This is a genomic window from Cupriavidus sp. 05N38, assembly GCF_056397345.1.
On record NZ_JBFTNF010000010.1, the window covers coordinates 21,613 to 48,043 of the forward strand.

30 protein-coding genes are annotated in these 26,431 nt (G+C 64.0%); 20 read left to right on the forward strand and 10 right to left on the reverse strand.

All coding sequences use genetic code 11. From position 1 onward, the window contains the following. The first annotated feature begins 9 nt into the window (after positions 1-9). The 7 genes from AC1DK4_RS09315 to AC1DK4_RS09345 all read left to right on the forward strand — a co-directional run bounded on the left by AC1DK4_RS09315 (position 10) and on the right by AC1DK4_RS09345 (position 4,726). Positions 10-285 carry a BufA1 family periplasmic bufferin-type metallophore gene (locus AC1DK4_RS09315; protein WP_441613841.1) on the forward strand — a complete coding sequence of 92 codons (276 nt, stop codon included), beginning with the start codon at positions 10-12 and terminating at the stop codon, positions 283-285. Positions 286-305: 20 nt separating this feature from the next. Beyond that, entirely contained in the window at positions 306-788 is a 483-nt protein-coding gene (locus AC1DK4_RS09320) for a DoxX family protein (protein ID WP_441613842.1), read from the forward strand. 73 nt (positions 789-861) lie between these two features. After that, positions 862-1,623 (forward strand): alpha/beta hydrolase, encoded by a 762-nt coding sequence (locus tag AC1DK4_RS09325; protein WP_441613843.1) that lies wholly within the window; start codon positions 862-864, stop codon positions 1,621-1,623. Positions 1,624-1,704: 81 nt separating this feature from the next. Next, positions 1,705-1,974 carry a BufA2 family periplasmic bufferin-type metallophore gene (gene bufA2 / locus AC1DK4_RS09330; protein ID WP_441613844.1) on the forward strand — a complete coding sequence of 90 codons (270 nt, stop codon included), beginning with the start codon at positions 1,705-1,707 and terminating at the stop codon, positions 1,972-1,974. A gap of 74 nt (positions 1,975-2,048) precedes the next feature. Next, the gene (bufB, locus tag AC1DK4_RS09335) at positions 2,049-2,900 is read left to right on the forward strand and encodes an MNIO family bufferin maturase (RefSeq protein WP_477131493.1); all 852 of its coding nucleotides are present in this window, start codon (positions 2,049-2,051) and stop codon (positions 2,898-2,900) included. Beyond that, positions 2,897-3,649 carry an HvfC/BufC family peptide modification chaperone gene (locus AC1DK4_RS09340; RefSeq protein ID WP_441649757.1) on the forward strand — a complete coding sequence of 251 codons (753 nt, stop codon included), beginning with the start codon at positions 2,897-2,899 and terminating at the stop codon, positions 3,647-3,649. Before bufB ends, AC1DK4_RS09340 begins: the two co-directional genes overlap by 4 nt. Positions 3,650-3,700: 51 nt before the next feature. Next, positions 3,701-4,726, forward strand: coding sequence for an alpha/beta fold hydrolase (locus AC1DK4_RS09345; RefSeq protein ID WP_441649809.1), 1,026 nt, complete (start codon positions 3,701-3,703; stop codon positions 4,724-4,726). Positions 4,727-4,729: 3 nt separating this feature from the next. On the opposite strand, the gene AC1DK4_RS09350 is transcribed toward AC1DK4_RS09345, so the two are convergent. Next, the gene (locus AC1DK4_RS09350; RefSeq protein ID WP_441613847.1) at positions 4,730-5,125 is read right to left on the reverse strand and encodes a nuclear transport factor 2 family protein; all 396 of its coding nucleotides are present in this window, start codon (positions 5,123-5,125) and stop codon (positions 4,730-4,732) included. Positions 5,126-5,355: 230 nt separating this feature from the next. On the opposite strand from AC1DK4_RS09350, the gene AC1DK4_RS09355 reads away from it, so the two are divergent. The 3 genes from AC1DK4_RS09355 to AC1DK4_RS09365 all read left to right on the forward strand — a co-directional run bounded on the left by AC1DK4_RS09355 (position 5,356) and on the right by AC1DK4_RS09365 (position 7,981). Continuing rightward, complete coding sequence (locus AC1DK4_RS09355; protein WP_441649758.1) at positions 5,356-5,562, forward strand: hypothetical protein; 207 nt, start codon at positions 5,356-5,358, stop codon at positions 5,560-5,562. Positions 5,563-5,599: 37 nt separating this feature from the next. Further along, positions 5,600-6,487 carry a LysR family transcriptional regulator gene (locus tag AC1DK4_RS09360; RefSeq protein ID WP_441649810.1) on the forward strand — a complete coding sequence of 296 codons (888 nt, stop codon included), beginning with the start codon at positions 5,600-5,602 and terminating at the stop codon, positions 6,485-6,487. Positions 6,488-7,018: 531 nt separating this feature from the next. Beyond that, entirely contained in the window at positions 7,019-7,981 is a 963-nt protein-coding gene (locus tag AC1DK4_RS09365) for a LysR family transcriptional regulator (protein ID WP_441649759.1), read from the forward strand. A 68-nt stretch (positions 7,982-8,049) separates the two neighbouring features. Here the strand turns inward: AC1DK4_RS09365 and AC1DK4_RS09370 are convergent, their stop codons facing one another. From AC1DK4_RS09370 to AC1DK4_RS09385, 4 genes are all read right to left on the reverse strand, one after another. Then, a complete protein-coding gene (locus AC1DK4_RS09370; RefSeq protein ID WP_441613850.1) occupies positions 8,050-8,286 on the reverse strand; it encodes a tautomerase family protein in 237 nt (78 codons plus the stop codon). Between the two features lie 71 nt (positions 8,287-8,357). Beyond that, entirely contained in the window at positions 8,358-9,068 is a 711-nt protein-coding gene (locus AC1DK4_RS09375; RefSeq protein ID WP_441613851.1) for an SDR family NAD(P)-dependent oxidoreductase, read from the reverse strand. Between the two features lie 271 nt (positions 9,069-9,339). Beyond that, the gene (locus AC1DK4_RS09380; protein WP_441613852.1) at positions 9,340-10,182 is read right to left on the reverse strand and encodes an oxidoreductase; all 843 of its coding nucleotides are present in this window, start codon (positions 10,180-10,182) and stop codon (positions 9,340-9,342) included. A gap of 176 nt (positions 10,183-10,358) precedes the next feature. Further along, the gene (locus AC1DK4_RS09385) at positions 10,359-11,303 is read right to left on the reverse strand and encodes a LysR family transcriptional regulator (RefSeq protein ID WP_441614067.1); all 945 of its coding nucleotides are present in this window, start codon (positions 11,301-11,303) and stop codon (positions 10,359-10,361) included. A 107-nt stretch (positions 11,304-11,410) separates the two neighbouring features. On the opposite strand from AC1DK4_RS09385, the gene AC1DK4_RS09390 reads away from it, so the two are divergent. The 6 genes from AC1DK4_RS09390 (at position 11,411) to AC1DK4_RS09415 (ending at position 17,007) form a co-directional block, all read left to right on the forward strand. Further along, positions 11,411-12,922 (forward strand): CoA-acylating methylmalonate-semialdehyde dehydrogenase, encoded by a 1,512-nt coding sequence (locus AC1DK4_RS09390; RefSeq protein ID WP_441649760.1) that lies wholly within the window; start codon positions 11,411-11,413, stop codon positions 12,920-12,922. 294 nt (positions 12,923-13,216) lie between these two features. After that, positions 13,217-13,867, forward strand: coding sequence for a DsbA family protein (locus tag AC1DK4_RS09395; protein WP_441649761.1), 651 nt, complete (start codon positions 13,217-13,219; stop codon positions 13,865-13,867). Between the two features lie 314 nt (positions 13,868-14,181). Further along, complete coding sequence (locus AC1DK4_RS09400) at positions 14,182-15,597, forward strand: MmgE/PrpD family protein (protein ID WP_441649762.1); 1,416 nt, start codon at positions 14,182-14,184, stop codon at positions 15,595-15,597. Between the two features lie 25 nt (positions 15,598-15,622). Continuing rightward, on the forward strand, positions 15,623-15,853 hold the full coding sequence (locus AC1DK4_RS09405) for a tautomerase family protein (RefSeq protein WP_441649763.1): 231 nt from the start codon (positions 15,623-15,625) through the stop codon (positions 15,851-15,853). A 20-nt stretch (positions 15,854-15,873) separates the two neighbouring features. Further along, positions 15,874-16,080, forward strand: a complete 207-nt coding sequence (locus tag AC1DK4_RS09410; RefSeq protein ID WP_441613857.1) for a tautomerase family protein — start codon at positions 15,874-15,876, stop codon at positions 16,078-16,080. Positions 16,081-16,506: 426 nt separating this feature from the next. Further along, positions 16,507-17,007, forward strand: a complete 501-nt coding sequence (locus AC1DK4_RS09415; RefSeq protein ID WP_441613858.1) for a cupin domain-containing protein — start codon at positions 16,507-16,509, stop codon at positions 17,005-17,007. Positions 17,008-17,087: 80 nt separating this feature from the next. Here AC1DK4_RS09415 and AC1DK4_RS09420 read toward each other — a convergent pair whose 3' ends face one another. Next, positions 17,088-17,771, reverse strand: coding sequence for an MOSC domain-containing protein (locus AC1DK4_RS09420; RefSeq protein WP_441649764.1), 684 nt, complete (start codon positions 17,769-17,771; stop codon positions 17,088-17,090). Positions 17,772-18,192: 421 nt separating this feature from the next. Here AC1DK4_RS09420 and AC1DK4_RS09425 point away from each other — a divergent pair, with 421 nt between their 5' ends. Further along, positions 18,193-19,077, forward strand: coding sequence for a LysR family transcriptional regulator (locus AC1DK4_RS09425; RefSeq protein ID WP_441649765.1), 885 nt, complete (start codon positions 18,193-18,195; stop codon positions 19,075-19,077). Positions 19,078-19,176: 99 nt separating this feature from the next. On the opposite strand, the gene AC1DK4_RS09430 is transcribed toward AC1DK4_RS09425, so the two are convergent. The 4 genes from AC1DK4_RS09430 to AC1DK4_RS09445 form a co-directional block, all read right to left on the reverse strand. After that, positions 19,177-20,160: an NAD(P)H-dependent flavin oxidoreductase gene (locus tag AC1DK4_RS09430; protein WP_441649766.1), complete on the reverse strand. Its 984-nt coding sequence runs from the start codon at positions 20,158-20,160 to the stop codon at positions 19,177-19,179. Between the two features lie 2 nt (positions 20,161-20,162). Next, positions 20,163-20,717 (reverse strand): cytochrome b, encoded by a 555-nt coding sequence (locus AC1DK4_RS09435; protein WP_441649767.1) that lies wholly within the window; start codon positions 20,715-20,717, stop codon positions 20,163-20,165. Between the two features lie 123 nt (positions 20,718-20,840). Beyond that, on the reverse strand, positions 20,841-22,514 hold the full coding sequence (locus AC1DK4_RS09440; RefSeq protein WP_477131494.1) for a cation acetate symporter: 1,674 nt from the start codon (positions 22,512-22,514) through the stop codon (positions 20,841-20,843). Next, a complete protein-coding gene (locus AC1DK4_RS09445) occupies positions 22,511-22,825 on the reverse strand; it encodes a DUF485 domain-containing protein (RefSeq protein WP_441649769.1) in 315 nt (104 codons plus the stop codon). The genes AC1DK4_RS09440 and AC1DK4_RS09445 overlap by 4 nt, the downstream gene beginning before the upstream one ends. A 501-nt stretch (positions 22,826-23,326) precedes the next feature. On the opposite strand from AC1DK4_RS09445, the gene AC1DK4_RS09450 reads away from it, so the two are divergent. The 3 genes from AC1DK4_RS09450 to AC1DK4_RS09460 are packed head-to-tail and all read left to right on the forward strand — an operon-like array spanning position 23,327 to position 26,420. After that, positions 23,327-24,532, forward strand: a complete 1,206-nt coding sequence (locus tag AC1DK4_RS09450) for an efflux RND transporter periplasmic adaptor subunit (protein WP_441649811.1) — start codon at positions 23,327-23,329, stop codon at positions 24,530-24,532. Position 24,533: 1 nt separating this feature from the next. Next, entirely contained in the window at positions 24,534-25,226 is a 693-nt protein-coding gene (locus tag AC1DK4_RS09455; RefSeq protein WP_441649770.1) for an ABC transporter ATP-binding protein, read from the forward strand. Positions 25,227-25,265: 39 nt separating this feature from the next. Continuing rightward, positions 25,266-26,420 (forward strand): ABC transporter permease, encoded by a 1,155-nt coding sequence (locus tag AC1DK4_RS09460; protein ID WP_441643201.1) that lies wholly within the window; start codon positions 25,266-25,268, stop codon positions 26,418-26,420. The last annotated feature ends 11 nt before the right edge of the window (positions 26,421-26,431 follow it).

Genomic DNA, 26,431 nt, shown 5'->3' on the forward strand with positions numbered 1-26,431 from the left:
GAGATCACCATGAAAAGCACACACGCCGTCCTTGCGGCCACCCTCGCCATTTCACTCAACGCCCTCGCGGGTGTCGCCCATGCCGCGGAGCCGGCCAAGGCCACGGAGAAGTGTTATGGCGTGTCACTCGCCGGCAAGAACGATTGCGCCGCCGGTGCGGGTACCAGCTGCGCGGGAACGTCCAAGGTCGACTACCAGGGCGATGCCTGGACCCTGGTGGACAAGGGTAGCTGCACGCAGATCAAGACGCCCAAGGGTCACGGTTCGCTGAAGGCGACAAAATGATTTCGCGCGCTGGCCAAAGAATGGCATCACCGGTGGGTCAGAGCGCCCCGGCGGCAAGCGGGACAGTGGGCGCCGCGCTGCAGCGTCTGCTTCCGCCAGCCTTGCTGCTGCTGCTTGCACGAGCCGGCATCGCTTCGGTCTTCTTCCTCTCGGGGCGAACCAAGGTGGACGGCTTCCTGGCGATCAAGGCGACGACCTACAGCCTGTTCGCATCGGAATATGCGTTGCCACTGGTGCCGCCCGAGCTGGCCGCGCAGCTGGCAACATGGTCTGAACACCTGTTCCCGATCCTGCTGGTCCTGGGTTTGCTCACGCGAACGGCGGCCGCCGCGCTGCTGGGCATGACGGCGGTCATCGAGATCTTCGTCTACCCCGACGCATGGCCGACGCACCTCAGCTGGGCGGGCTTGCTCCTGCCGCTGATCGCGCAGGGCGGGGGCGCCTGGTCGCTCGACCACGTCTTGCGACGCGCTCGCCCGCTCTCCCGCGCGCGTGCGGCCTAGCGTCACTGCCCGTTCCAATACCCATTGTTCATTCACGTAAAAAAAGGCAGGCCTGGCCTGCTGGAGAACTTCAATGCGATTCATCCCGACACTCGCCATCGCCCTGGCCGCGGCAATCCCGTCGCTCGCCCCGGCGGCGACGCCGCCCGCGCCTCAGGGTGCGAAAAACATCGTCCTCGTCCACGGCGCCTTCGTCGATGGATCGGGCTGGCGCGTGGTCCACGACATCCTGATCCACAAGGGCTACAAGGTCAGTGTGGTGCAGCTTCCCCACACCACGCTCAGTGAAGACGTCGCTGCCACGCGCGATATCGTCGACGAGCAGGAGGGGCCCGTCGTGCTGGTCGGCCACAGCTACGGCGGCTCGGTCATCACGATCGCCGGCGCGCGCTCGAAGGTGAAGGCCCTGGTCTATGTCGCCGCCCTGGAACCGGACGTCGGCGAAAGCGTGGCCCAGCTCGCGGCATCCATGCCGGCAGCGAGCGCCAGTGTCCGCCCGACCCGCGATGGGCACCTGTTCTTCGATCCCGCCAGGTTCGGCACCGATTTCGCCGGCGACCTGACGTCGAACCGGACCGATTTCATGGCCGCCTCGCAAGTGCCGGTGACGACCGCGGCCTTTGCCGCCGGCGCATGGACGGCAGCATGGCACGACAAGCCCAGCTACGGCATCGTGGCCACGGAAGACCGCGCGCTGAACCCGGACCTCCAGCGCTGGATGTACAAGCGCGCCGGCGCGAAGGTGACCGAGATCAAGGCTAGCCATGCTGTCTACATCTCGCAGCCCGAGGCTGTCGCGCAGGTGATCGAGGAAGCTGCGCGCGACGTCAAGTAAGCGAGCGGGCGGCACGCAGCGCCCCTCCGCATTTCCATCCCGACCAAAACCTTTTTCCTACCCCAACCCCGGAGAAACACCATGAACATCACCAAGAAATCCTGTGCCAGCATCGCCACCGCCGCAGCGCTGGTCGCGCTCGCGTCCTTCTCGATCGCCAGCCCGGCGCATGCCGCCGGCAAGGAGGAGCCCGGCCGCTGCTACGGGGTCAATACCTGCAAGGGAACCAGCCTGTGCGCGACGGCCAAGAACGATTGCAAGGGCCTGAACGATTGCAAGGGCAAGGGCGTCCTGGTGAAGCCCAAGTCGGAATGCCTCAAGGCAGGCGGCACGCTGACCGAGCCGAAGTGATCGCCCGGCCGGCCCGGTACGGGATGTGCCCGCCGGGCCGGCCGCGTCTTACCCACGTCATCTGAGTACGCGCCATGCTCGCTCCAAGTCCGACCTTCCCAGGCTATGGCCTCGGCCTGCGCAAGGAACACTACCGTGAATTCCTCGAAACGGATGTCCCGGTCGATTTCGTCGAGGTCATCTCCGAGAACTTCATGGTCGCCGGGGGCCAGCCCCGGCATATCCTGCGCGAGATACGCGCGCGATATCACGTCGCGATGCACGGCGTCTCCATGTCTGTCGGCTCCGCGGACGGGCTTGACCGCGACTATCTCCTGCGCCTGAAGGCACTGGTCGACGAGATCGAGCCGCTCTACGTATCCGATCACCTGAGCTGGTCGCGCATCGGCCGCTTCAATTCGCATGACTTGCTGCYGGTTCCTTACACGGAGGAAGCACTGGACATCGTCTGCGCCAACATCGGCATGGCGCAGGACGTGCTCGGTCGCGCCATGTTGTTCGAGAATCCGTCCAGCTACCTTGCCTTCCAGGGCGCTGCCATGACCGAGTGGGAATTCCTCGCTGCCATGTGCAAGCGGACCGGCTGCGATCTGCTGCTGGACGTCAACAATGTCTTTGTCAGCGCGTCGAATCATGGATTCGATGCCCACGCCTTCCTCGACGGCATTCCCGCCGGGCGCGTGCGCCAGGTTCACCTTGCCGGGCACAGCCAGGGCCGCGACATGCTGATCGATACCCATGACAGCCCCGTGTGCGAGCCGGTATGGCAACTCTACGCCAGGGCAATGTCGCGTCTCGGGCCCGTCGCGACCATGATCGAGCGGGACGACGACATTCCGCCGCTCTCCGAATTGCTGGGCGAACTAGCGTTCGCACGCGCCATCGGCGCCGGCGAGACAAGTGCCATCGCGCGGGAGGCCGCATGAACCTGGCCGAACTGCAGCGCGATTTCCGCGCGTGGCTGGTGACGGCATCGCCCGATGCGGCACGCCGGCTGGAACCCGGCGGCGAGGCGGGTGTGGCCGTCTACCAGAACAACTACCGCGCCCAGCTCGTGGGCTGCCTCGAATCGTCGTTCCCGCTGGTGCATGAATGGATGGGAGAGGATTTGTTCCTGGCCGCTGCCATCGCCCATATCGACCTTCATCCCCCGCACGCCTGGACGCTCGACGCCTATGCCGACGGCTTTGGCCAGACGCTGGCCGCACAGTATCCGGACAACCCCGATCTCCATGAACTCGCATGGATCGAGCATGCCTTGTCCCAGGCCTTTGTCTCACGCGACGCGGCGCCGCTGGCGATGGCGTCCATGGCGGATGTCGACTGGGACACCGCGCATCTGCGTCTTGCGCCGTCCCTCGCGGTCCGCGTCGCCACGACCAACGCGGAGCGGATCTGGACCGCGCTGAGCGAGGGCGAGTCGCCGCCCGAGGGCGAGATGCTGGCGGCGCCAGCAGGGCTGATCGTCTGGCGTCGGCAATTCACTTGCTACCTGCGCCAGGTCGATGCCATAGAGCGCGACGCACTGATCAGCTTGCAGGCCAGCGGCAGCTTTGCCGCGCTCTGCACCCACCTGGTCGAGCGCCTCGGCGACAGCGAAGGCATCGCCAGGGCTGGCGCGCTGCTCGCCGGCTGGCTCGGCAGCGATCTCATCGCCAGCATTGAAGCGGACTGAGTCGTTCGCTCGCCATCCAACCCTGAGGAATCACACATCGTGTCGAAGAATATCTTGTCCCGCCGGCAGTTCTTGCTGTCGGGCGCTGCCGGCGTCGCGGGCGCCACGCTGCTTGCCGGCAAGCCGGCGCTGGCCGCACCCGCCGCCGCGCGGGGCGCTTCCCTGCGCAGCCTGCCCGTTCGCCAGGTGCGCACGGAGTGGCTTGATATCGGCTATCACGAGGCAGGCCCCGCAGGCGGCCGCCCCGTGGTCCTGCTTCATGGCTTCCCGTATGACATCCACAGCTACGTGGAGGTGGCGCCGATGCTGGCGGCGCGCGGCTATCGCGTGATCGTCCCCCATCTGCGGGGCCATGGCACGACGCGCTTCCTGGACCCCGCCACGCCGCGCGCGGGCCAGCAAGCCGCCATCGGCCAGGACGTAATCGCCCTGATGGACGCGCTGCACATTCCGGAAGCGGTGCTCGCGGGTTACGACTGGGGTGGCCGTGCTGCCTGTGTCGCGGCGGCGCTGCGGCCGTCGCGCTGCGTCGGGCTGGTTTCGGTCAACAGCTATCTTATCCAGGATATCGCCAAGGCGGCCGTGCCATTGCCCGCGCAGGTCGAACGGGGGCTCTGGTACCAGTATTACTTCCAGACCGAACGCGGGCGCGCGGGTCTCGAGGCGAACCGTCGCGATATCGCCCGCATCCTGTGGAAGAACAACTCGCCGACATGGCACTTCGACGAAGCCACGTTCCAGCGGGCGGCCCGGGCTTTCGACAATCCGGACTACGTCGAGGTCGTGATCCACTCCTACCGGCACCGGCTCGGTCTTGCTCCTGGCTATCCGCTATACGACGAAGCGGAGAAAAAGCTCGCGGCGACACCGCCGATCTCCGTGCCGGCCATTACGCTGGACGGCACGGCGGATGGCGTCGTGCCGGCGACCGACGGTCAGGCAACGGCGGCCCGCTTCACGGGCCCGCGCATCCACCGCCAGATTCCCGCGGTTGGCCACAATCTGCCGCAAGAGGCGCCCGACGCGTTCGCGGATGCGGTCAGCGAACTCGTGCGGAGTGGCAAATGGCGTACGTGATCATCAACCTTCTTCGTGGTGCGTGTACAGCTTGTTGGCGATCAGCCAGTTGCCGTCGACCTTCAGCAGCGAAAGGAAGTTGTAGTAGTCGAATCCGAACATCCTGACGCGAACCTTGGCGCTGGCCATGGCGCCGAGCACGTCGATGGAGAGGATCGACATGCGGTATGGCTCGCCTTGCGAGGCCGGGCTTGCTCGTCCTGCTACCGCGGCCAGGTAGGCGGCCACGGTCCTGTGGGTGGCCTCGCCATTCACATGGCCGAACACCGCGGCCGCGGGGTGGAAGGTCGAGCCAAGGCATGTCGCATTGCCGTCGTAGATGGCGTCAAGATACACGTACAGCAGTTTCAGGATAGCCTGGTGATCCCCGTCTATCTCTGGAAAATCGTATTTGCTCATGGTAGTTGCTCCGCTGACCGTTTGCGCAACGGAGCACCGTGCCCGGCAAGCTCATGCCGCGGTATCCGGTGCTTCCGTACTGGATCGCAATGTAGGGGCTTTTGGCCACGCGATAAACCACCACGGGGAAACATCAGTTAGTACATGATGTAATGGCTCCGACGGCGTGGCCCCGCGCGAAGACGCAAGCAGTGCCCGGCGTTCCCGCGAGACCGCAAGGAACAGGGAACATGGAACAAGGCGGCACGGTATTGATTCCGCTTGCGCAACGCCGTTTTTCCACGACATCGGTTGACTATCTCACCCCCGGCGATGAAGACTTGATGCGCGTGCATCCTGAATTGGTGCGAGGCGACCGCGGACTATCCTTCGCCATCGATCGCATGCGTCGGCAAGCCCGGATGTGGCCAGGCCTTCCTGGCAGCGGCGATTCATGAGGCGGCGGCCCGCCGTCCGAATTGGAAAGGTATGAAGATGGATGTGACCGATCTCAGGGTATTCGAAGCCGTCGCCCGCCTCGGCAGCATGAACCAGGCGGCCGCCGAGCTGCACACCGTCCAGTCCAACGTGACGGCACGCATCAGGGCGCTGGAGCGGGAGCTTGGCGTGCCGCTGTTCAGCCGGCATGTGCGCGGCGTGAGCCTCACTCCTGCGGGGCAAAGAATGCTCCCGTATGCCGGGCGCATCGCCAGGCTCGTCGCAGATGCGAGGCTGGCCGCGACTGACGAGGGCGCCCCGGGAGGGGACCTGGTGCTCGGGACGCTCGAGACGACGGCGGCGCTGCGCCTTTCCCCCATTCTCACCAGCTTCGCGCGTATGTACCCGCAGGTGCGGATGTCGCTCACGACCGGCACCAGTTGCAGCCTGGCCACCGATGTCGCCGACTGCAAGCTCGACGGCGCCTTTATCGCCGGCCCGCTCGATCATCCCGATCTGCACGGTGAGGCGATCTTCCATGAGGAACTGGTCGTCGTGACGGCGCGCACCGTTTCCTCGCTCGGCGCCCTGGCGGCCATCCCGAGCCTCAAGACCATCGTCTTCCGGCAGGGATGCTCGTACCGCCAGCGGCTCGACGCACTGCTCGCCGAGATGGGGATCCTGGTAGCGACGCCCCTGGAGTTCGGGTCGCTGGATGCCATCATCGCGTGCGTCGGGGCCGGCATTGGCATCACCCTGCTGCCGAGGAGCGTCGTCGCGGGCGCGGCGCGCCAGGCGCTGGTCGCGCTCCACGAGGTCGCCCCGGAGCACAGGGATGTCGAGACCCTGTTCATTCGCCGGCACGACGCCTATGTCTCCAACGCCATGCGGGCCTTCGTCGAGGTGTCCCGGGGCGAGTTCCAGTCCCTGAAGGCGGCGGCATGAAGACAGCCGCGGCTTAGTGCGTGCCGGCCCGGGCAGAGGACCGGCACGCGCGAGGTGCATTCTGGCTTGTGACGAGCAACTCTCCCGGTGCCGTTGCGGAGTTGCGCCAGCTCGCCCRGGGCGTCGCCATGCGCTGCAAGGCGCATCTTGCCGAGGGCGGAGTCCCGTTGTCCGTGTGCCCGAGCCGGATCGCGCCCGACACTGGCAGGTGTGAGCGGGCCGGCGCCGGGGCGGCCGGTCGCAGGGATGGGTATCTGTTTTCCCGATACCCCTATCGCTACAAACCGCGCGTGTGACCCGGAAACACGGCTAAGCTTGTTTCCACGCACGACAGAAACGGTGTCCTTGCGAAGCCAATCCGAAAAAGAAGACGATCCGAGCAAGACGGCCATGCCGTGTGTGCCCTGAGCCTTGCTTCGGGTCCGGTCTTCCGCTCCGGCTCCCATGCCCCCGTTGTTCTGTTGTTCTGTTGTTCCGTTGCTGCCAGGCAGCGCACCAATTTCGTCTGGAGTCACCATGGATCAGCTGTATATGCTGCGCGCATTCGTTGCCGCCGCGCAGCATCAGAGTTTCAGCAAGGCGGCGGAGTCGCTTGGCGTCACGACTGGTACGATTTCAAAGGCGATTGCGAAGCTCGAAGCCAGCATCCAGACCAGGTTGCTCCACAGGACGACCCGGTCGGTGAAGCTGGCCGACGTCGCGCAGCCCTACTACCTCAGCTGCGTGCGGCTGCTGGAGGAATTCGATGAGGCGAACCGGCGCATCAGCCAGGAGCGCGAGGTCGATAGTGGCAGGATCCGGCTGGTGATCCATCCGATGTTTGCCGGCTGCACGCTTGCGCGCCTCCTGTCCGGCTACCGGGCGACCGCGCCTGACGTCAACCTGATGATTTCCGTGCAGGACAGGCCGGTGAACCTGTACGACGGCCATTTCGACATAGCCGTGCTGCCGGCGCGGCTGGTGGATCAACCGGCCGTGATCAGGCGCACACTGTGGAGTACGTCGCGGGTCTTGGTGGCGGCGCCGGCCTACCTGAGCCAGAACGGTGTGCCGCGGCAGGCATCGGACCTGGCGAGTCACTTTCTCCTGGTGGAGCCCGGTTCCAGGCAGAAGAACACGAGTTTTCTCGAATTGCTGGAGGACGGGCGGCGCGTGAGCGTGCTGCCGCGATCCTCCATGGACGGCGACGACGTGTTCCTGCGCTTCGCCGCGCTGGGCGGCACCGGCATCGCCACCTTGCCCGAAGCGATGGTCGCGGAGGACGTCGCCACGGGGCGGCTTGAGCGCGTGCTGCCGGGGTGCTCTGGCCCGGATGCCACCGAGGAGCTCTGTCTCTTCTATGCGCACCGCGAACTGATGCCGCTGCGCCTGCGCACGTTTATCGATTTCTGCACGCAGTTCGTCCATGCTGACCGGCCTTCGGCGCTTGCCGACGAGGGCTCGCCGCGCCGGCCCGTTTCAGGCGCCGACGCTGGCTTGCGTGTCGCTGCCTGAGCGTCGCCTGCCGCCCATGCGGATTCGTGACGCGGTCAGAGGCACGGCGCAGAGCGAAGCGTGGCGCTTTATGAGGATGGCTTTGCGTGCTGGCGACGATAGGCGTCGACCGGCAGCCCTCCCCAGCCCCAGTTTTCGGTTTCGACTTCCTGGATGACGACGAAAGTCGCGTCGAGCGGCTTGTTCAGGACGTCGCGCAGCAGTTCGCTGACGCCTTTGATCAGCAGCGCCTTCTCATCGGCGGTCACGGCTTGCGCGCCCGGCTTCGTTCCTTCACGCGTTACCTGGATCGTAACGATCGGCATTGTGTACTCCCGGTTTCGTGGGCAAGTCAGGGGTAAGGCAGGGCGCCGCCAGGCGGCGCCCGCGTGTCCTATCAGTGACCGGCGCTTTGGCCGCCGTCGACGTGGAGGATCTCGCCCGTCACAAACTTGGCCGACTCCAGGTACAGGATGGCCTGCACGATGTCTGCCGTCTCACCCATGTGTCCGACGGGGTGCAGGCTACCCAGCGCCGCGTGGGTTTCCGGCGCGTGCATGGGCGTCTTGATGATGCCGGGGGATACGGCGTTCACGCGGATGCCGGTCTTTGCATACTCGATGGCGAGCGACTTGGTGGCGGAGTTCAGGCCACCCTTGGTCAGGGATGCCAGCACCGAGGGCACGCCGCTGATGGCGTGGTCCACGAGGCTCGTGGTGATGCTCACGACGTGGCCGCCGCCGACCTTCTCCATCTCGGCGATGGCAAGCTGGGTGATGAAGAAGAAGCCGTTGAGGTTGACGCCGAGTGCCGCTGCGTAGTCCTCGGCGGTATAGCTGGTGAACGGCTTGGCCAGGAAGATGCCCGCATTGTTGACCAGCGAGTCGATGCGGCCGAAGCGGGCCACGCCTTCCGCGATCACGCGCTTGGCGGTCGCCGGGTCRCTGATGTCGCCGGCGACTGCGAGGATGCCCTCGTCGCTCGTCGGCTTGATCGAACGCGCAGTGGCGACCACGAGATAGCCTTGCTCGCGGAATGCCTTGACCACTTCAGCGCCGATACCTTGGGATGCACCGGTGACAACGACGACTTTCTGTTGATTGCTCATGATGATGATCTCGAAAAGGTTAGCTCGGTTGTCCCCGCCGAAATTGGCGGTACCGATAGGTAGTAAATTTAGGCGACCGGGCTGCGGATGCGAAGGCACACGGTGGACAAACAGTCTTGCGCAGCGTGAACAAGTGAAGGGTGCCTCGCCGCGGCCGGGCGCACGCCAAGGAATGCGCATCCGGCTTCACGCGAGGGGAGTGTGTGCACCGCGCCGCCGCCGCCGGTCAAGGCGGGATCCGGGTCGCCGCCATGCTCCGAACGGCTGTCGACTACGAGAAATCCGTGGAATTCGACACGGATTCCCAGGTGTCGATTTCTTCGGCCAGCGCTGCCAGCTTGCCCCGCACGAGGCTGAGTGCATCGGCGCCCAGCAACAGATGAACGGGCGCGTCGTCCCGGCCCACCAGGTCGAGCAGGATGCGCGCGGCCCTTGCGGGATCGCCGGCCTGCTTCCCGCTCTTCTGCCGGCGGGCGCGGCGAATGGGCTCGAATACCGCGTCATAGTCGGCAATGCTCCGGTCGGTCCGTACCATTGAGCGGCCTGCCCAATCCGTCCGGAATGAACCAGGAGCGACCGACGTCACCTTGATGCCAAGGCCGGCGACTTCCCTGGCCAGCGATTCGGAGATGCCTTCGAGCGCGAACTTGCTTCCGCAGTAGTACGGAACGCCGGGAAGCCCGGCAAAGCCCGCCATCGAGGTGATATTGAAGATGTGGCCGGTCCGCCTGGCCCGCATGGACGGCAGGATGGCCTTGATCATTGCCACCGCGCCGAAGACGTTGACCTCGAACTGGCGCACCAGCGCTTCGAGGGACGATTCTTCCAGCGTGCCTTCATGACCGTAGCCAGCGTTGTTCACCAGGACGTCCACCGGCCCGACACGCTCGACAGCGCCCTGGATCGCCGGGCCGATGGCATCGAGATCGGTGAGATCGAGGACAAGCGCATCGGCATGCCCCGGAGCCAGCTTCCTGAACGCCACTCTATCGGCCTCATTCCTGACGGTGCCGATGACAGTGCTGCCGTCGGCGAGCGCGGCCTGYGATATCGCGCGGCCGAAGCCTGAACTCACGCCGGTGACAAGGAATACTCGAGTGGCAGACCTGCTCATGCTTTTCCAGCTTCGCGATCGTTAGACCGGAGCCCGTACAGAACGAGTAAACGGTGGACTGTACCGCTGGCCGCGTTGGCGAGGCGCGAGCGAATCGGAAAATATCCTTTGCGTGGCGGGAAACAATAATGCAGGCGCGAATGGACGAGGCGGGCGCCGCAAGATGCCAATGCAGCTTACTGGACGGGAAACCCGTCAGCGAACGTCTCGCGAAGATACGTGACGAACAGTGCGACCGCGCGCGGCACGTGGGGCGTGTAAGGTCGCACGACATAGAGCTGGTCGGCAAAGGCACCGACCGGACGCCAGTCCGGCAGTATGACCACGAGCTTGCCGGCCCGGATTGCCGCCTGTGCAGTGAAGTCAGGCAGGAGGGCAATGCCCATGTCGTCGAGCGCGGCGTCGCGCAGCGCTTCGCTGTTATTGGCCGAGAACGGTCCGTTCACCGTGACCGTGACCGGCCCGGGGCTCGGCTTGCGCGCCGCCTTTCGCTCGAAAGACCAGATCCCGGCGCCGAGGGCGCGGGGGTAGAACAGGCAGTCGTGCGAGGAGAGGTCCGCCGGCGCCTTCGGCAGGCCCCGCAGCTTGATGTACGCGCGCGTCGCGGCGATCACGGAGCGCGTTTCACACAGCTTCCATGCGACATGCGTTTCAGGCGCTTGCGCACTGTGCCGGATGGCCAGATCGAATCCTTCGGTGGCGATCGAGCTGAGCCGGTCGGACACTTCGAGTTGCACGCGGACTTCGGGATTGGCACGCAGGAAAGCCGACATCCGCGGCACCAGCTGTTGTCGGACGAACGCCACCGGTGCCGTCACGCGGATCAATCCGCGCGCCACGCCCGCCATTTCCCTGACCGTGGCGAAGCTCGTCGCAATGTGCTCGTATTCCCCGCGCGTGTCTTCGACAAGCCGCTGCCCGGCTTCGGTGAAGCGCACGCTGCGTGTGGTGCGCTGAACCAGCGCGACGCCCGCCGCCCGTTCCAGTTCGGCGATGCGCTGGCTCATTGCCGCCTTGCTGACGCCGAGGCGTGCCGCGGCTGCGGTGTAGCTGCCCTGTTCGGCAAGGACCGTCAACCAGTGCAAATGGGTCCAGAGGCTTTCGACCGTTCGGGTATCCATGTTTTTATTGTTCATTAATGAAAACAATCAATTCAATGTTAGCACCTTTGCACACGTGCGGCACCTTCCTAAACTCCGTCCATACCAACCAATGTTGAGGAGTCGAGATGCAAGCGTTTAACGACACGGCCGATGTGACACATTTCATACACGGTGAGCCGGCTCGCGGTTCGGGTGCGCGTACCCAGGCCATCTTCAATCCGGCGACAGGCGAGCGTCCGCGCAAGCTGCTGCTGGGCGAGACTGCCGATGTCGACGCTGCGGTGGCAAGTGCGAAGGCGGCCTTTCCGAAGTGGAGCAATACGCCGCCGATCCGCCGTGCCCGCATCATGCTGCGTTTCCTCGAACTGATGAACAAGCACCGCGATGAACTCGCCGCGATCATCACGGCAGAACATGGCAAGGTTTTCTCCGATGCGCAAGGCGAGGTCGCGCGCGGTATCGATGTCATCGAGTTCGCCTGCGGCATTCCGCAATTGCTCAAGGGCGACTACACCGAGCAGGTCTCGACGGGAATGGACAACTGGACGGTGCGCCAGGCACTGGGTGTCGTGGCAGGCATCACGCCGTTCAACTTCCCGTGCATGGTGCCTTGCTGGATGTTCCCGGTTGCGATCGCCGCCGGCAATGCGTTCATCCTGAAGCCGAGCGAACGCGACCCGTCCGCGTCGTTGTTCATGGCGAGGTTGCTGAAGGAAGCGGGCCTGCCCGATGGCATTTTCAATGTGGTGCAGGGCGACAAGGTGGTCGTCGATGCGCTGCTGGCCCATCCCGACGTGAAGGCGGTCAGCTTCGTCGGCTCGACGCCCATTGCCAACTATATCTACGAGACCGGCGCGAGGCACGGCAAGCGCGTGCAGGCACTCGGCGGCGCGAAGAACCATATGGTCGTCATGCCGGATGCGGACATCGAACAGGCTGTCGACGCGCTGGTCGGGGCTGGATACGGCTCCGCCGGCGAACGTTGCATGGCGATCTCGGTCGCTGTCCTGGTGGGCGATATCGCCGACAAGATCATCCCGCGGCTGGCCGAGCGCGCGCGCAACCTGGTCGTGAAGAACGGCATGGAGGCCGACGCCGAAATGGGCCCGATCGTCACGCGGCAGGCGCTCGAGCGCATCGAGGGATATATTGCCCTGGGCGTCGACGAAGGCGCGACGCTGGTGGTGGACGGTCGCGGTCTCCAGGTCAAGGGACACGAGGATGGCTTCTTCACCGGCGGCACGCTGTTCGACAACGTCACGCCGGAGATGCGCATCTACAAGGAAGAGATCTTCGGGCCGGTCCTCGCGTGCGTGCGCGTCAAGGACTTCACCGAAGCCGTGGACCTGGTCAATGCGCACGAGTTCGGCAACGGCGTCGCATGCTATACGCGGGATGGCCATGTGGCACGTGAATTCGGCCGTCGCATCGAGGTGGGCATGGTCGGCATCAACGTACCCATTCCGGTCCCGATGGCCTGGCATGGCTTCGGCGGCTGGAAGCGCAGCCTGTTCGGCGACACGCACGCATACGGCGAAGAAGGCGTTCGCTTCTATACGAAGCAGAAGTCCATCATGCAGCGCTGGCCGGAAAGCACCGACAAGGGTGCCGAATTCGCGATGCCGACGGCCAAGTAAGCGGTCCCGGCCGCCTGTCTGCAGTCAGGGGCAGCGAGGCGCCGCGCGCGGAGCATGCGCGCACGGCGCCTCTTTTGCGTTGCCTGGGACGCCCCGCCATGGTCGGGTCGCTGCGGAACATCGGGCCGGCCTCGCTCTGGTTACGCAGCGTAACAACTGAATTGCGGCTGGCGCTGTTGGTGCCGGTGTGGTTCGGTCCTATATTCAGTTCCGGTGCCGCAGCCCCGGGGCGTTGCGGCCGATGGGCCGCGAAGTGCCCATCCCCGTTCAAACGCGATCCACTGGAAACAGACCATGAAACTGATATTTGTTGGCGACCCGATGTGCTCCTGGTGCTACGGCTTTGGCAAGGAGATGACCACCATCGTCGAAAGCATGCCCGACCTTGACGTGCATATTGTCCTGGGCGCCATGGGGGCCGGATCGACGCAGGTGCTCGATGACGCCGGCAAGCAGTTCCGCCTGTCGCACTGGGCACGCGTGGAACAGATGAGCGGCGCCGAGTTCAACCGCGAGGCGCTGCTCGCGCGCAAGGACTTCGTCTACGACACCGAGCCGGTCTGCCGCGCCGTGGCCACCGCTCGCCTGGTCGAACCTTCGGTGGACCTGCTGACGGTCTTCCAGGCATTTCAGCGTGCGTTCTATGTCGACGGGCTCGACACCACGGACGGCAATGTCCTGGCAGAGATCGGCGCACGCGCACTGACGGCCGCCGGCTACCCGACGAGCGCCGATGCCTTCCATAGCGCCTGGGCGTCGGAGGAGGCAGTGCAGGCGGCGCGGGCGGATTTCGCGCTGACACGCAGGTGGGGGGTCTCGGGATTCCCGACGCTGCTCGTTGAAGCCGACGGAAAGTTGCGCCAGCTCAGCTCGGGCTACCTCCCCGCGGCCAAAGTCCAGCAAGCGCTGCTGAGCCTCGCGAACGGCGGGAGCCGCTTGCACTGATCGGGGTGCGGCCGGCTTGTCGTCAGGAAACGCCGCACCGGCTCCCTGCCGCACTGGCATGGACGCCAGCATTGATCCGCGGAGCGGGCATTGTGGAAATCGCGGCGCTTTCCTGGCGCCTGAGGGCGGTGGCTATCTGCTTCGATGATTGCCGCTATCAAAACAATTCGTTTCGGGCGCCGCAATCGATCACCTAATATCAGTTGCAATGCAACTGCGCGAAGCGAGATGAAATATCGGGAGCGCAAGACGTTGCGGAAGTAGCGGATGGAAATTCGCATGAATTGAAATCATCCAACAGGCAACTGTCAAGAATGACCGCACCGACCACCGTCCAGCGCATTGCGACGTTCGCTTCGAACGCGCGAGCAAGTCATCTCACCCCGCAGGCCCGCCAGCTGTTCAAGCGGAACATCCTTGACAGCCTCGGCTGTGCGATTGCGGCACTGCCTGGCACGCCGTTCACGGCCTTGCGAGAGCAGTTCGAGGAATACCGCGGCCCGGCGGCGGGGTCCTGCTCGCTGATCGGCGGCGGAACCACGTCGCCCGACCAGGCAGCGCTATACAACTCGGGCCTGGTTCGTTACGTCGATCTGCTGGACAGCTATATGTCTCCCGGCGGGCTCTGTCATCCAAGCGATAATTTCGGCGCGGTGCTCGCGGCGGCCGAGCATGCGCGCGCAAGTGGCGAGGCGTTCATGCTCGCGCTGGCGGTAGCGTATGAAATCCAGTGCCGCATCACGGCGATCGTCCCCGTGATGGCGAAGGGCTTCAACCATGCCATTCAGCTCGCGGTTTCGGCGGCGGCCGCGTCCGGCAGGTTGTTCGGCCTCGACGCGGACCAGCTCGCCCATGCGATAGCGATCGCCACGGTAGACAACATCTCGCTGACCTGCGTTCACTCCGAACCGGTCTCGCAATGGAAGGGATTTTCGCCGGGCATCACCGGGATGCGCGCGGTGTACGCGGCGTCGCTTGCGAAGCGCGGCTTCACCGGCCCGCTGCGGTTGTTCGAAGGGCCGAACGGACTGGTCCGCATGTTCGACCAGCCAATCGATGTCGAATGGGAGGATCAGCGGCTGGAGATCATTTTCCAGACGGTGATGAAGAAGTACTGCTCGCTGATTCACGGGCAACCGGTGCTTGAGGTGACGCTCGCCCTCAAGCGCGCGAACGATGTGAAAAGCGAGGAGGTCGAGGAAGTGGTGTGCGACATCTTCCAGACCGGCTTCGACATCGCGGGTGGTGGCGGCTTCGGCCCGAAGGATGATCCGCGGACCAAGGAGCAGGCGGACTACAACCTCAAGTATCTTATCGCGGCCGCTATGCTCGATGACCAGGTCGGACCTGCCCAGCTGGAGCCGGGCCGAGTGCAGGCGGACGATGCGCAGGCCCTGCTGAAGCGGGTCGTCGTGCGTCCCGACCCCGCATTCACCGCCCGTTACCCCAGTGCCTTGAACACCAGGGTCACGATCCGGTGCAAGGACGGAAGGGTGTTCTCCGCCGAGCACGTCGGCTTTGAAGGCGGGCTCGACAACCCGCTCAGCTGGGACCGCACGGTCGAGAAATTCCATTGGCTCAGCGAGCAATACGCTGATGAAACGCTTCGAGGCCGGATCATCGATCTGGTCTCTGCACTGGATGCGCACTCGGTTGCTGAGCTGATGCAGCTCATGACGAGGGTAAGTCCGGTACCGAAGTTCCCGGCGAAGCACCCGGGAATCCAGTGACGACAGAGGCCTATAGGAGACCCGGATGGCCCTCATTTCTTGTGACATGCGATTTGGCAGAACCGATGAGCAGAAGCGGCAGCTCGCGGCCGGACTGCTGCGGGTGGTCAGCGAAGCGACCGGCGAGACGAAGGACGACATCTTCTTCGTGATCCGGGAAGGCCGCGGGATCAATTTCGTCGAGCATGGCGAGCACCTGCCGGACTATGTCGAAGGCGCGGCCAACGACAAGGACCTGGTCAGCCGCCTGAAATAACATCATTCCCGGAGATAACCGTGCCATTTATCGAATGCCACATCAATGCCGGCCTGACGCAGGAGCGTCGTGCGAGGCTGATCAGAGACATCATCCAGGTGACGCATGACTCGATCGGCTCGGATCCGAAGATCATCAACGTGATCTTGCACGAGCATCGGGCCGAGAACATCAGCATCTCGAGCCGGATCAACGGCGAGGATTTTACAGCTCGGACCAGGGATTGACACTTTCCCGCCTGCTGGATTGCCAGCCAGGTCGAGACGACTAACGCCCGGGGGAGTGTGGCCGGGCGTTTTCAATTGCCGGGAGTCACGCAGCCGTTCCTCCACGCATGCGTGATCGCGCTTTGGATCGCGCTCGCGATGGCCGCGGCGGGTGCGGCGGCTTTGCAACGCTGCCCGGCGGCGAAGCCCGGCAGGCCGCGCGGGCCGGCGCGATGACGCGATGACGGATGGCATCTTTTACACGGTGTACCAACTCTTGTTAGCGCCCTGATGTGTACCGGAATCCATGCAGGAAATATATTGGTCACGTCGATCGGCGCGATCCCGGCGAGAACGAACCCGAAGGCGGGCGGTTCCGGGGCCTTCACGTCGAGGCAGTCGCGGCCCATTGCCGAGCGGCCGCTCACGGAGAAAGGAGTATCTGGTATGCGAAAGATTCTGACCAATGTCGCGGGCATCGTCTGTGCCGTGTCGTGCCTGATCACCGGGCACGCCGCCTTTGCCGGGGGGCTTTCGCCGAAGCAGGTCGGCTCCATTCAGCAGGAAGACATCCAGTGGTCGTCCTTCGCCGCTTTCCCGCGGCGTGCGCAGCTGTCCGTGCTGGTCGGCGATCCGGGCAAGCCCGGTCCCTACGTGGTTCGCGTAAAGGTGCCGGGCGGCGTGAAGCTCATGCCGCATGTTCATCCCGAGGACCGGGTCTATACCGTGATCGCGGGGGTGTTCTACATTGGCATCGGTAATGAGTTCGACCCGCAGAAACTGACGGCCTATCCGCCCGGCAGTGTCGTGGTGCTGCCAGGGGGCACGCCGCACTTCCATTGGGCGAGGTCGGGAGAGTACATCACCCAGGTCAGCGGCACCGGGCCGCTCGGGCTGGAATACCTCGATCCGAACGACGATCCCCGGCACAAGCCGGAGGCGCCTTGAGATCCGCATGCGGCTGCCGGGCGCCAGTCGGGCGGAGGGGCATGGCGTAGTCCATCAGGACGGTGCGCCCGGCCGGCACCTCACAATCCGGGGTGTCGTTGGCGGATCCACCGTACCCGGTCGTTCAGGCGCACCTTCCAGCTATTGGCGAGTCCCGGAACGGCGATGAGGGCCAGCATGTCGTCGATGCCAGGCCGGCTGGACGACTGGACGCGCCAGAATTCATCTATCGAGAACCGTTCTGTTTCGCGCTCGATCAGCTCTAACTTGTCGCCCGGTCCAATGATCCCACTGCCGATCACTCGGTAATACCAACCGGTCATGCGCTCCTGCGCGACCACGAGAGACATGCCGTCCGCATTGAAGCGGTGATTTATCTTCCAGCATGGGCTTCGCGGCTGGGACACTTGCAGGACCGTTCCGCCCATCCTGAAGACATCACCGATATGTACGTTCCGCTCCGTGAGCCCGTTCGTTGATATGTTCTCGCCGAGGCTGCCGGGGACAAGGATGCCCGCACAATCGGGAAAGCATTCCGCCAGGCGCCGGTAGTTCTCGGCGGCGAAATGATGGACGGCCTTTTCGGGGCCACCGTGAACCCTCGGATCCGCATGTTCGTCACCTTCGATGCCATCGACGGACACCTTGGCCTCGCCGCGGATCCGTCTCTTGAAGATTCCGCTTCGATGGCCCTCTTCGCCAAGGATGCCAATGCCGCCGGCAAAAATCCCTTCGACTTCGGCGCTAATACCCGGATCTTGCATCAACTTCACCTTTGCAGAAATGTGTGAACTCGCCGGCTAACGGGGCAAGTGGCGCGACAAGCGGCGACTAGCGGCGACCGGCGGCGGGGCAGGAGGATCTTGCGCGCGCCGTAGTGAAATGACCGCGGTGAAATAGAAGAGGGAGCTTATTTCCGTTCATGAAAAAATGCTTCATTCCTTTCATGTGAACCAGGGACGGGAATTTATAAGGACTGCATTCCATTTGCCTTTGGTAACAGCCCGATCACTTGTCTGAAATGGCATTGACGTGACGTTGTAAAAGACATCCGCACCGGGAAAAACGAATAATTTCACTTAAGCTTCGCGGTGGATAGCTGAAGTATAATTTAGGCGCTGCATCGCTACATCTGATTTCCAAGAATTCTAGCCATCATAAAATGTAATATCTGGAGTCGATAACATGGAGCTGCGCCAGCTAAGGATGTTTTGCGCGGCAGCGGAAGAAGGTAGCTTCACTGCTGCTGCGGAGAAAGTGCATTGCGTCCAGTCGAATGTGACAATGCGGGTGAAGGATCTCGAACAGGAACTCAGGCAGCCTCTGTTCATTCGCCAGAAGAGCGGCATCACGCTCACTTCGGCGGGAGAGACCTTCCTCGGATACGCGCAGCGCATTCTTCAGCTGGCCGACGAGAGCCGGAGTGTCTTGCTGGATACGTCGACGCCGACCGGGATATTGCGGCTGGGATCGATGGAGACCACCGCGGCGGTCAGGCTGCCAAAGGTACTGGCCGGCTATCGGGAAAAGTATCCGCAGGTCCAGCTCTCGCTCATCACCGGCACGACCGTGGAGCTCATCAAGGCAGTGGAGAGTCACCGGCTTGACGGGGCGTTCGTCGGTGGGTTCCACCAGAACGCGGTATTGCACCAGGAGGGAATCTTCAAGGAGGAGCTCGTCCTCGTCAGCAGCAGGAAGTATCGGACGCTGGCAAGCCTTACGAAGGACATGGCTCAGCAGACGGTCCTCGTTTTCCGCACGGGTTGCTTCTATCGTTCCACCCTGGAGCAATGGCTTTATCAGGCCGGACTCATTCCGGGACAGATACTGGAACTGGGCACGCTCGACGGGATCATCTCGTGCGTGACGGCAGGGATGGGTGTGACGATACTTCCCCGCGCCGTCGTGGAAAATCAAGGCTCGCGGGAGCTGATCCGCTGTCACAAGCTTCCGTCCGAATTCTCGCGCGTGGCGACCGTGTTCGTCCGCAGGAAGGATACCTTCGAGACGTCGGCCGTCCGTGCCATGGTCGATATGGCGCACGAGCAATTCGAATCCATCGGGGAGTAGTCCGTGTGGACTTCCCGTGTCCGGCCCCGGGCCCCGATCGGGGGGCCTGGACATCTCAAGGCCGGATATCCAGGCCCCCCGGAACTGCCCGGCGCCGGCTCAGGCCGTCTCGTGAGTGCCGTGGAGCGCCGGCAGGGCGTCTGCGGGCAACCAGGGGGAGAAGCCCTCGACCAGCTCGGCAACGCGTTGGCGGGCGGGGACGATGCCATCGATCTTCCCGACGCCCTGGCCTGCGTATAGCGACAGCTTTTCCGCCATTTCGGGCTTGTCGATGACGCGCGCTCCGCCACCTACATATTTCACGAGGTTCCATTTCTTGCGGTTGGGAATCACCCTGTGCGGGGTGCCGAATTTCCAGCCGAACGAGTATCCGGTCCGATATTCGGTATCGTCCACCGTGGCCGCCACGATCTTCTGCTTGTAGAGGTCATGCGCAAGGGATTCATCGCTTGCCACGAAAGCGGTGCCAACCCAGACTCCCGAAGCGCCAACTTCAATCACGGCCCGCACGTCGGCACGGTTCGTAATGCCGCCCGCGGCCAGGACGGGGCGTCCCTTCGAGATGGCGACGATGGCAGGGACCAGCGACATCACGCCGATCGTTCCCTGGTTGAGGTGTCCGCCACCCTCGGCCCCCTGGGCGACGATGATGTCCGCCCCCTGCGCGATCGCCTCCCTGGCAAGACTCAGCGTTCCGACCTGGACGATGACCGTGATTCCCGCATTCTTCGCCCGTGGAATCATCTCGTGGAAGCTGCCGTAGAAGAGCGAAAGTACCCGCGGTCTTTCTTCCAGCACAACGCGGAACTGCGCTTCGAATACATCCGGGCCACCGAAGGACGGGACGAGATTCACGCCGAATGGCTTGTCTGTCAGTTCCCGCGTCTCGCGAATCCACTTTCTCAGGGCCAGGGGTGGCAGGCGCAGCCCGCCGAGGTGTCCCAGGCCGCCGGCATTGGACACCGCCGCCGTCAGCGCCGGCCCGGAAATGCCGGCCATGCCTGCCTGGAATACCGGATATTCGATGCCGCACAATGTTGTTGCTGGATTCTTCGACATGATGATTTGGCTTTCGTGCTTCATGATCAGAGCTCCACGTTCTTGCCCAGCATTCGCTTCAGCGTGTCGTTCCTGAGAACGAAGTGATGTTTGACGGCGCCAAAGATATGAAGGGCCAGTCCGGCGAGAAACGCGTACACGCCAACCTTGTGAAGCAGCTTCGCGACGTACGCCACCTCGGCATTCGGTCCCATCAGGGCGGGGAGCACGATGCCGCCGGGCAGCGTGATGACTTCGCCTGCCGCAGACATGGCCAGCCATCCGTCCAATGGCAAGAGAACGGTCGCGAGAGCCAGGCCAACCGCCACGGACCTGCCGATGATGACTTCGATCGGATTCGGCGACCCGAGCGGGAGGGGGTGATAGGAAGTGAGTCTCGCCCACAGGCGATAGATGGAAACGACGAGGACGAGCACCCCTACGCCGCCATGCACCCGGAGGATTTCGGCCTTCTCCGGGCCGTTCTCCAGCTGGCTGGCGGAAAGGCCAAGCCAGACCATCAGCGCGACGGCGGCCGCGATCAGCCAATGAATGAAAATCGTAATGCGGGAAAACCTTAGGCCGGTGTCTTTGTACTGCATTTTCAGCTCCAGAAATTCCTAGGCGTGGGCCTGCATGAAAGGGAAACTGATTCCGCCTTCAATGATCGTGAAATGGCCAGGCAGGTGGACCTGGCCGATACCTTGCCGAGCGGAGGAGCGTGGCTAGTGGCTGACGGCCCGGGACGCCCCGATTCCGGTCTGGGCCCGGACGAACTGACCTTCGTAGTCCTTGCGCTCCTGGCGGCCGCGGGCGCTCCGGTCCGTGACGGATCCGAGCCAGGTGACGAGGAAGGCCACGTTCGTCGAAATGATCGCGGGATAGTCGTAGGGGAAGATCGCCGTCTTGTACCCAAGTACCTTCACCCAGRCCGCCGGCGACAGGATCACGAGCCCCACTGAACAGAGGATCCCCGCCACGCTGCCGATCAATGCGCCGCGCGTGGTCAGGCCTTTCCAGTAGATGGAGAGCACCAGGATCGGGAAATTCACGGATGCGGCAACGCCGAAGGTCAGGGCGACGAGAAAGGCGATGTTCTGGTCCTTGAAGAGAATTCCCAGGCCAACGGCGACGACACCGATGCACACCGAGGCAACCCTGGACACCCGCATCTCGCGCGCCGGGTCCGCCCGGTTCTTCATGATTACCCTGGCGTACAGATCATGGGAGATAGTGGACGATCCGGCCATGGTGAGACCGGCGACAACGGCCAGGATGGTCGCGAAGGCTACCGCTGACAGGAATCCGAGGAACACGTCGCCGCCGAGGGCCTTGGCCAGATGCATGACGGGCATGTTTCCGCCGCCGATGAGCTTGCCGCCGATGTCCCCTCCGACGAAGAAGGCAGGGTCTTTGCCGACGATGACGATGGCGGATAGTCCAAGGACGGCGACGACAAGGAAGAAGAATCCAATGAACCCGGTTGCCACGAATACCGACTTGCGCGCCTCCTTGGCGTTCGGAACCGTGAAAAACCGCATCAGGATGTGAGGCAGCCCTGCAGTACCGAACACCAGCCCGATCGCCAGTGAAAACATGGAGACCGGGTCTGACACCAGGGCGCCGGGTGCCATGATCTTCGCGCCGGCCTTGTGGCTTTCGACGGCTTTGGCCAGCAGGAAATCAATCGAGAAATTGAATTTCCACAATGCAAGGATTGCCAGAAGCGTTCCGCCGGCCAGGAGAAGGACTGCCTTGATGATCTGTACCCAGGTGGTCGCGACCATGCCCCCGAACGTGACGTAGATCATCATCAGCAGGCCCACGCCGATGACGACATAGTTGTAGTCCAGGCCAAAGAGAAGTTGGATGAGTTGTCCGGCGCCGACCATTTGCACGACCAGGTAGAAGCAAACGACGGTGAGGGACCCGATCGACATGGATATTCGTATCGTGTTCTGGTCCAGCCGGTACGCTGCGATGTCGGATATGGTGACCTTGCCAAGGTTCCTGATTTTCTCCGCGAACAGGAACAGAAGCAGTGGCCAGGCGACGAAGAAGCTGATGGAGTAGATAAAGCCATCGTAGCCGCTGGAAAAGATCATGCTGCTGATCCCGAGCAGGGCGGCCGCCGACATATAGTCGCCCGCCAGGGCCAGTCCGTTCTGGAATCCGGAGATGCCGCCGCCAGCGGTGTAGAAGGTGTCCAGCGATTTCGTCTTGGATGCGGCCCAGTACGTTATTCCGAGGGTGGCGACCACGAATGCCAGGAACATGAGAATGGCGACGGTATTGATCGGCTGCGCCTCTATGTTTTGCAGCGCTCCCGGGGCCGCGTAGGATGGCATTGCGAGCGGGCAAGACAAGAAAATGAACGCTGCCTTTAGCTTCGGTTTCATTTTTCAGCCCCGAGTGCCAGTCTTTCCGTGAGTCGGTCAAAGTCGACGTTGGCCTGCCGGACATAGAATCCCGTCAGTAGCCAGCTTCCCAGGATAAGCATCGCGCCAACGACCCAGCCGATCGTGATATTGCTTTGCCCGGAAAGCCGCGATGCAAGCGAACCCGGGCTTAGTGCGGCAACCAGGATAAAGATGCAGTAAGGGACGATCGTCACCGCGGAAAGAAGAATTGTGAGCCGCCTGCGTCTGCTGACGAGCTCCTTGAACACGGGATTGCTTTGAATCCCGGCATAGCCGATCCGTTCTGTCATGTCTCCTCCAATTATTTGAATTTCTTTATTGGCCGGTGCCGCTCGACGCCTGCCTGATCGATCAAGTCGATCGCCGGGCAAGCGGCCTGGCTGTCCGCTCAAATGGCCTGGGGAATGGACCCGAGAGCGTGTGCACTAAAGTTATGCGCCGGGTCGAATCATGTACAACGATAATTTTTGATGGTATCCATCACTATCAGTGAGGCATCAGGCGGCGTGCATGAATGGCGAGCCTCGACCTGGCGGCCCTGCGTCGTCGGGGATACCTGACGCCGGCATCTCCGCGGGCGCGTGGAAGGACGATGCCGGCCGCCCGCCAGGTCCGGGCCGCCGTATCTCCGTCGTGTCGCTGCCGATGTGGCATTGCAAGCACTGTCCGGGCGCGGCACTATACTGGGGACCTGTCTGCCGCAGCACATGCGGGCGGGGCGCTTCGCCGGGGCGTGCGCCTTGCAAGGCGCTCCGGAACACGCTCTGGTTTTCTGGGAAAGGTCCGAAAAATTGGCTGATCACGATCTGGCAAGGCTGAAAATCGACCGCGGCTCGCTCGCGCCGGCGCCGCGGCGCCGGCGCTGGGTGCCTTACGCTGCCATTGCGCTGGTCATCGCCGCCGTGGCCGGCATTGCCGTCCGGCTGACTGCCCCGCAGGCCGTGGAAACGGCGACCGTCACTTCGGCCTACCCGTCGCAGAACTACACCATGCTCAACGCGACGGGCTATGTGGTGCCGCAGCGCAAGGCGGCGGTCGGCTCGAAGGCGCAAGGCCGGCTCGAATGGCTCGGCGTGCTGGAAGGCTCCCGGGTGAAGCAGGACGAGATCATTGCCCGGATCGAGAGCAGGGACGTCGAGGCCTCCCTGGCCCAGGCGTCGGCCCAGGTGGGCGTGGCGCAGGCCAATTTCGAGCTGCAGGTCGCCGAGTTGAAGGATGCGGAAACCAGCTTGCGCCGTTCCGAGACCCTGCTCGTGCCACAGGCGATTTCCACGGCGCAGTACGAGGCCGACCTGGCGCGCTACAACAAGGCCAGGGCATCGGTCGGCAGCGCCCGCGCCGCCATTGCCTCGGCGCAGGCCAATGCCCGTGTCGCCCAGGTCGCGGTGAACCAGACCGTGATCCGCGCGCCCTTCGATGGCGTGGTTCTGATCAAGCATGCCAATGTCGGGGACAACATCACACCGTTCTCGTCCGCGTCCGACACCAAGGGTGCCGTCGTGACCATCGCCGACATGGAGACCCTTGAAGTCGAAGCGGACGTGGCGGAGTCCAATATCGGCAAGATCAGCGTGGACCAGCCCTGCGAACTCCAGCTCGACGCGCTGCCCGCGCTGAGGATGGAGGGCCGGGTCTCGCGCATCGTGCCCACCGTGGACCGGTCGAAGGCGACCGTGCTGGTCAAGGTGCGTTTCGTTGACCGCGACGCGCGCGTGCTGCCCGACATGAGCGCCAAGATCGCGTTCCTGTCGAAGCCGGTATCGCCGCAGGACCGGCAGCCCCTGGTTGCGGTGCAACCGGGCGCGATCGTCGAGCGTGGCGGCAGGAAGGTGGCCTTCGTGGTGAAGGACGGCATGGTGCGCGAAGTCGCGGTCACCACGGGCGCCAGGCTGGGGGATCTCGTCGCGGTCGGCGGCGTGGCTCCGGGCGACGTGCTGGTGCTGGCTCCCGGGGACAAGATCCGGGACGGCGCCAAGGTCACCGTGGCGAAGAAGTAACGTGAACACCGCGCCGCTCGTCGCCATCCGCCACGTCGCCAAATCGTACCGGCGCGGCGCGCAGACCGTACCGGTCCTGACCGACATCACCCTCGACATCGGCGAGGGCGAATTCATCGCATTGATGGGGCCGTCCGGCTCGGGCAAGAGCACGTTGCTGAACCTGATTGCCGGCATCGACCGGCCGGACAGCGGCGAGCTGCTGGTCGCCGGGCTCGACATCACGCGGCTTGCGGAAGCAACGCTGGCCGACTGGCGCGCGGCCAACGTGGGTTTCATCTTCCAGTTCTATAACCTGATGCCCGTGCTCACCGCCTACGAGAACGTGGAGTTGCCGCTGATGCTGACGCGCCTCACGCGCGCGGAGCGGCGCGCGCGGGTCGGGCTGGTGCTCGAGATGGTCAACCTGGCCGACCGCATGAGCCACTATCCTTCCGAACTGTCCGGGGGCCAGCAGCAGCGCGTCGCCATCGCCCGCGCGCTGATCACCGACCCGATGCTGATCGTGGCCGACGAGCCTACCGGCGACCTGGACCGCGCCTCCGCCGCGGAGATCCTGTCGATGATGCAGCGGCTCAACGCGGAGCTCGGCAAGACCATCATCATGGTCACGCACGATGCGCACGCCGCCGGCGCGGCGAAGTCGCTGGTGCACCTGGAGAAGGGGGAACTCAGCCATGGGAAGGCTGCTTGAACGGCGTTGCGGGCATTGCGGGCATTGCGGACGTATGCCATGTACGTGCTGAAGCTGATCGTCAGGAACGCGCTGCGGCACAAGCTGCGCACCACGCTGACCGTGGTGGGGCTGGTGGTGGCGGTGCTGGCCTTCGGGCTGTTGCGCACGGTGGTCGACGCCTGGTACGCGGGCGCCGCGGCGGCATCCAATGCGCGGCTGGTGACCCGCAACGCCATCTCGCTGGTGTTCGCCTTGCCACTGAGCTATGAGAACCGTATCCGTGGTGTCGACGGGGTCACGCTGGTGGCCCGTTCCAACTGGTTCGGGGGCGTCTACCGCGATCCCAAGAACTTCTTTGCGCAGTTCGCGGTTTCCGACAACTATCTCGACCTGTACCCGGAGTTCGTCGTGCCGCCGCAGCAGCGCGCCGACTACCAGCGCGACCGCAAGGGCGCCCTGGTCGGGCGCCAGCTCGCGGACCAGTTCGGGTTCAAGGTGGGCGACGTCATCCCGATCAAAGGCACCATCTATCCCGGCACCTGGGAGTTCGTCGTGCGCGGCATCCTCGACGGCCGCGACGAGAGCACCATCACGCGCCAGATGGTGTTCCACTGGGAATACCTGAACGAGACCGTGCGCAAGCGCTCGCCCCGGCAGGCGGACCAGGTCGGCGTCTTTGTCATCGGCGTGGCGAACCCGGACAATGCCGCGGCGATCTCGCGCGGCGTGGATGGCGTCTTCAAGAACTCCCTTGCCGAGACGCTCACCGAGACCGAGCAGGCATTCCAGCTCGGCTTCGTGGCCATGTCCAACCAGATCATCGCGGCGATCCGCGTCGTCTCCTACGTGGTGATCGTGATCATCATGGCGGTGATGGCCAACTCCATGGCCATGAGCGCGCGCGAGCGCACCGTCGAGTACGCAACGCTCAAGGCGCTCGGTTTCGGGCCCGGGTTCCTGGCGCTGCTCGTGTTCGGTGAATCGATCGCCATCGGGATCGTGGGCGGCGGCATTGGCATGCTCGCCACGTCGCCCGTCGCGAGCCTGTTCAAGCAGGCAGTGGGCGGTGTGTTTCCCGTCTTCAGCGTGTCGGGCGAGACGTTCCGGCTGCAGGCGGCATGCGCGCTGGTGATCGGGGTCGCCGCCGGCATCGTGCCGGCCGTGCAGGCGGCGCGCGTGCGCATCGTCGAAGGCCTGCGGGCCATCGGCTAGCGGATCCGGGG

Coding starts and splice junctions, on each gene's coding strand:
- AC1DK4_RS09320 (WP_441613842.1), top strand. CDS start 306: ATGGCATCACCGGTGGGTCAGAGCGCCCCGGCGGCAAGCGGGACAGTG.
- AC1DK4_RS09360 (WP_441649810.1), top strand. CDS start 5,600: ATGGATGTGACCGATCTCAGGGTATTCGAAGCCGTCGCCCGCCTCGGC.
- AC1DK4_RS09365 (WP_441649759.1), top strand. CDS start 7,019: ATGCTGCGCGCATTCGTTGCCGCCGCGCAGCATCAGAGTTTCAGCAAG.
- AC1DK4_RS09350 (WP_441613847.1), bottom strand. CDS start 5,125: ATGAGCAAATACGATTTTCCAGAGATAGACGGGGATCACCAGGCTATC.
- AC1DK4_RS09415 (WP_441613858.1), top strand. CDS start 16,507: ATGCGAAAGATTCTGACCAATGTCGCGGGCATCGTCTGTGCCGTGTCG.
- AC1DK4_RS09400 (WP_441649762.1), top strand. CDS start 14,182: ATGACCGCACCGACCACCGTCCAGCGCATTGCGACGTTCGCTTCGAAC.
- AC1DK4_RS09430 (WP_441649766.1), bottom strand. CDS start 20,160: ATGAAGCACGAAAGCCAAATCATCATGTCGAAGAATCCAGCAACAACA.
- AC1DK4_RS09355 (WP_441649758.1), top strand. CDS start 5,356: ATGGAACAAGGCGGCACGGTATTGATTCCGCTTGCGCAACGCCGTTTT.
- AC1DK4_RS09340 (WP_441649757.1), top strand. CDS start 2,897: ATGAACCTGGCCGAACTGCAGCGCGATTTCCGCGCGTGGCTGGTGACG.
- AC1DK4_RS09435 (WP_441649767.1), bottom strand. CDS start 20,717: ATGCAGTACAAAGACACCGGCCTAAGGTTTTCCCGCATTACGATTTTC.
- AC1DK4_RS09425 (WP_441649765.1), top strand. CDS start 18,193: ATGGAGCTGCGCCAGCTAAGGATGTTTTGCGCGGCAGCGGAAGAAGGT.
- AC1DK4_RS09385 (WP_441614067.1), bottom strand. CDS start 11,303: ATGGATACCCGAACGGTCGAAAGCCTCTGGACCCATTTGCACTGGTTG.
- AC1DK4_RS09315 (WP_441613841.1), top strand. CDS start 10: ATGAAAAGCACACACGCCGTCCTTGCGGCCACCCTCGCCATTTCACTC.
- AC1DK4_RS09325 (WP_441613843.1), top strand. CDS start 862: ATGCGATTCATCCCGACACTCGCCATCGCCCTGGCCGCGGCAATCCCG.
- AC1DK4_RS09370 (WP_441613850.1), bottom strand. CDS start 8,286: ATGCCGATCGTTACGATCCAGGTAACGCGTGAAGGAACGAAGCCGGGC.
- AC1DK4_RS09460 (WP_441643201.1), top strand. CDS start 25,266: ATGTACGTGCTGAAGCTGATCGTCAGGAACGCGCTGCGGCACAAGCTG.
- AC1DK4_RS09445 (WP_441649769.1), bottom strand. CDS start 22,825: ATGACAGAACGGATCGGCTATGCCGGGATTCAAAGCAATCCCGTGTTC.
- AC1DK4_RS09390 (WP_441649760.1), top strand. CDS start 11,411: ATGCAAGCGTTTAACGACACGGCCGATGTGACACATTTCATACACGGT.
- AC1DK4_RS09420 (WP_441649764.1), bottom strand. CDS start 17,771: ATGCAAGATCCGGGTATTAGCGCCGAAGTCGAAGGGATTTTTGCCGGC.
- AC1DK4_RS09395 (WP_441649761.1), top strand. CDS start 13,217: ATGAAACTGATATTTGTTGGCGACCCGATGTGCTCCTGGTGCTACGGC.
- bufA2 (WP_441613844.1), top strand. CDS start 1,705: ATGAACATCACCAAGAAATCCTGTGCCAGCATCGCCACCGCCGCAGCG.
- AC1DK4_RS09405 (WP_441649763.1), top strand. CDS start 15,623: ATGGCCCTCATTTCTTGTGACATGCGATTTGGCAGAACCGATGAGCAG.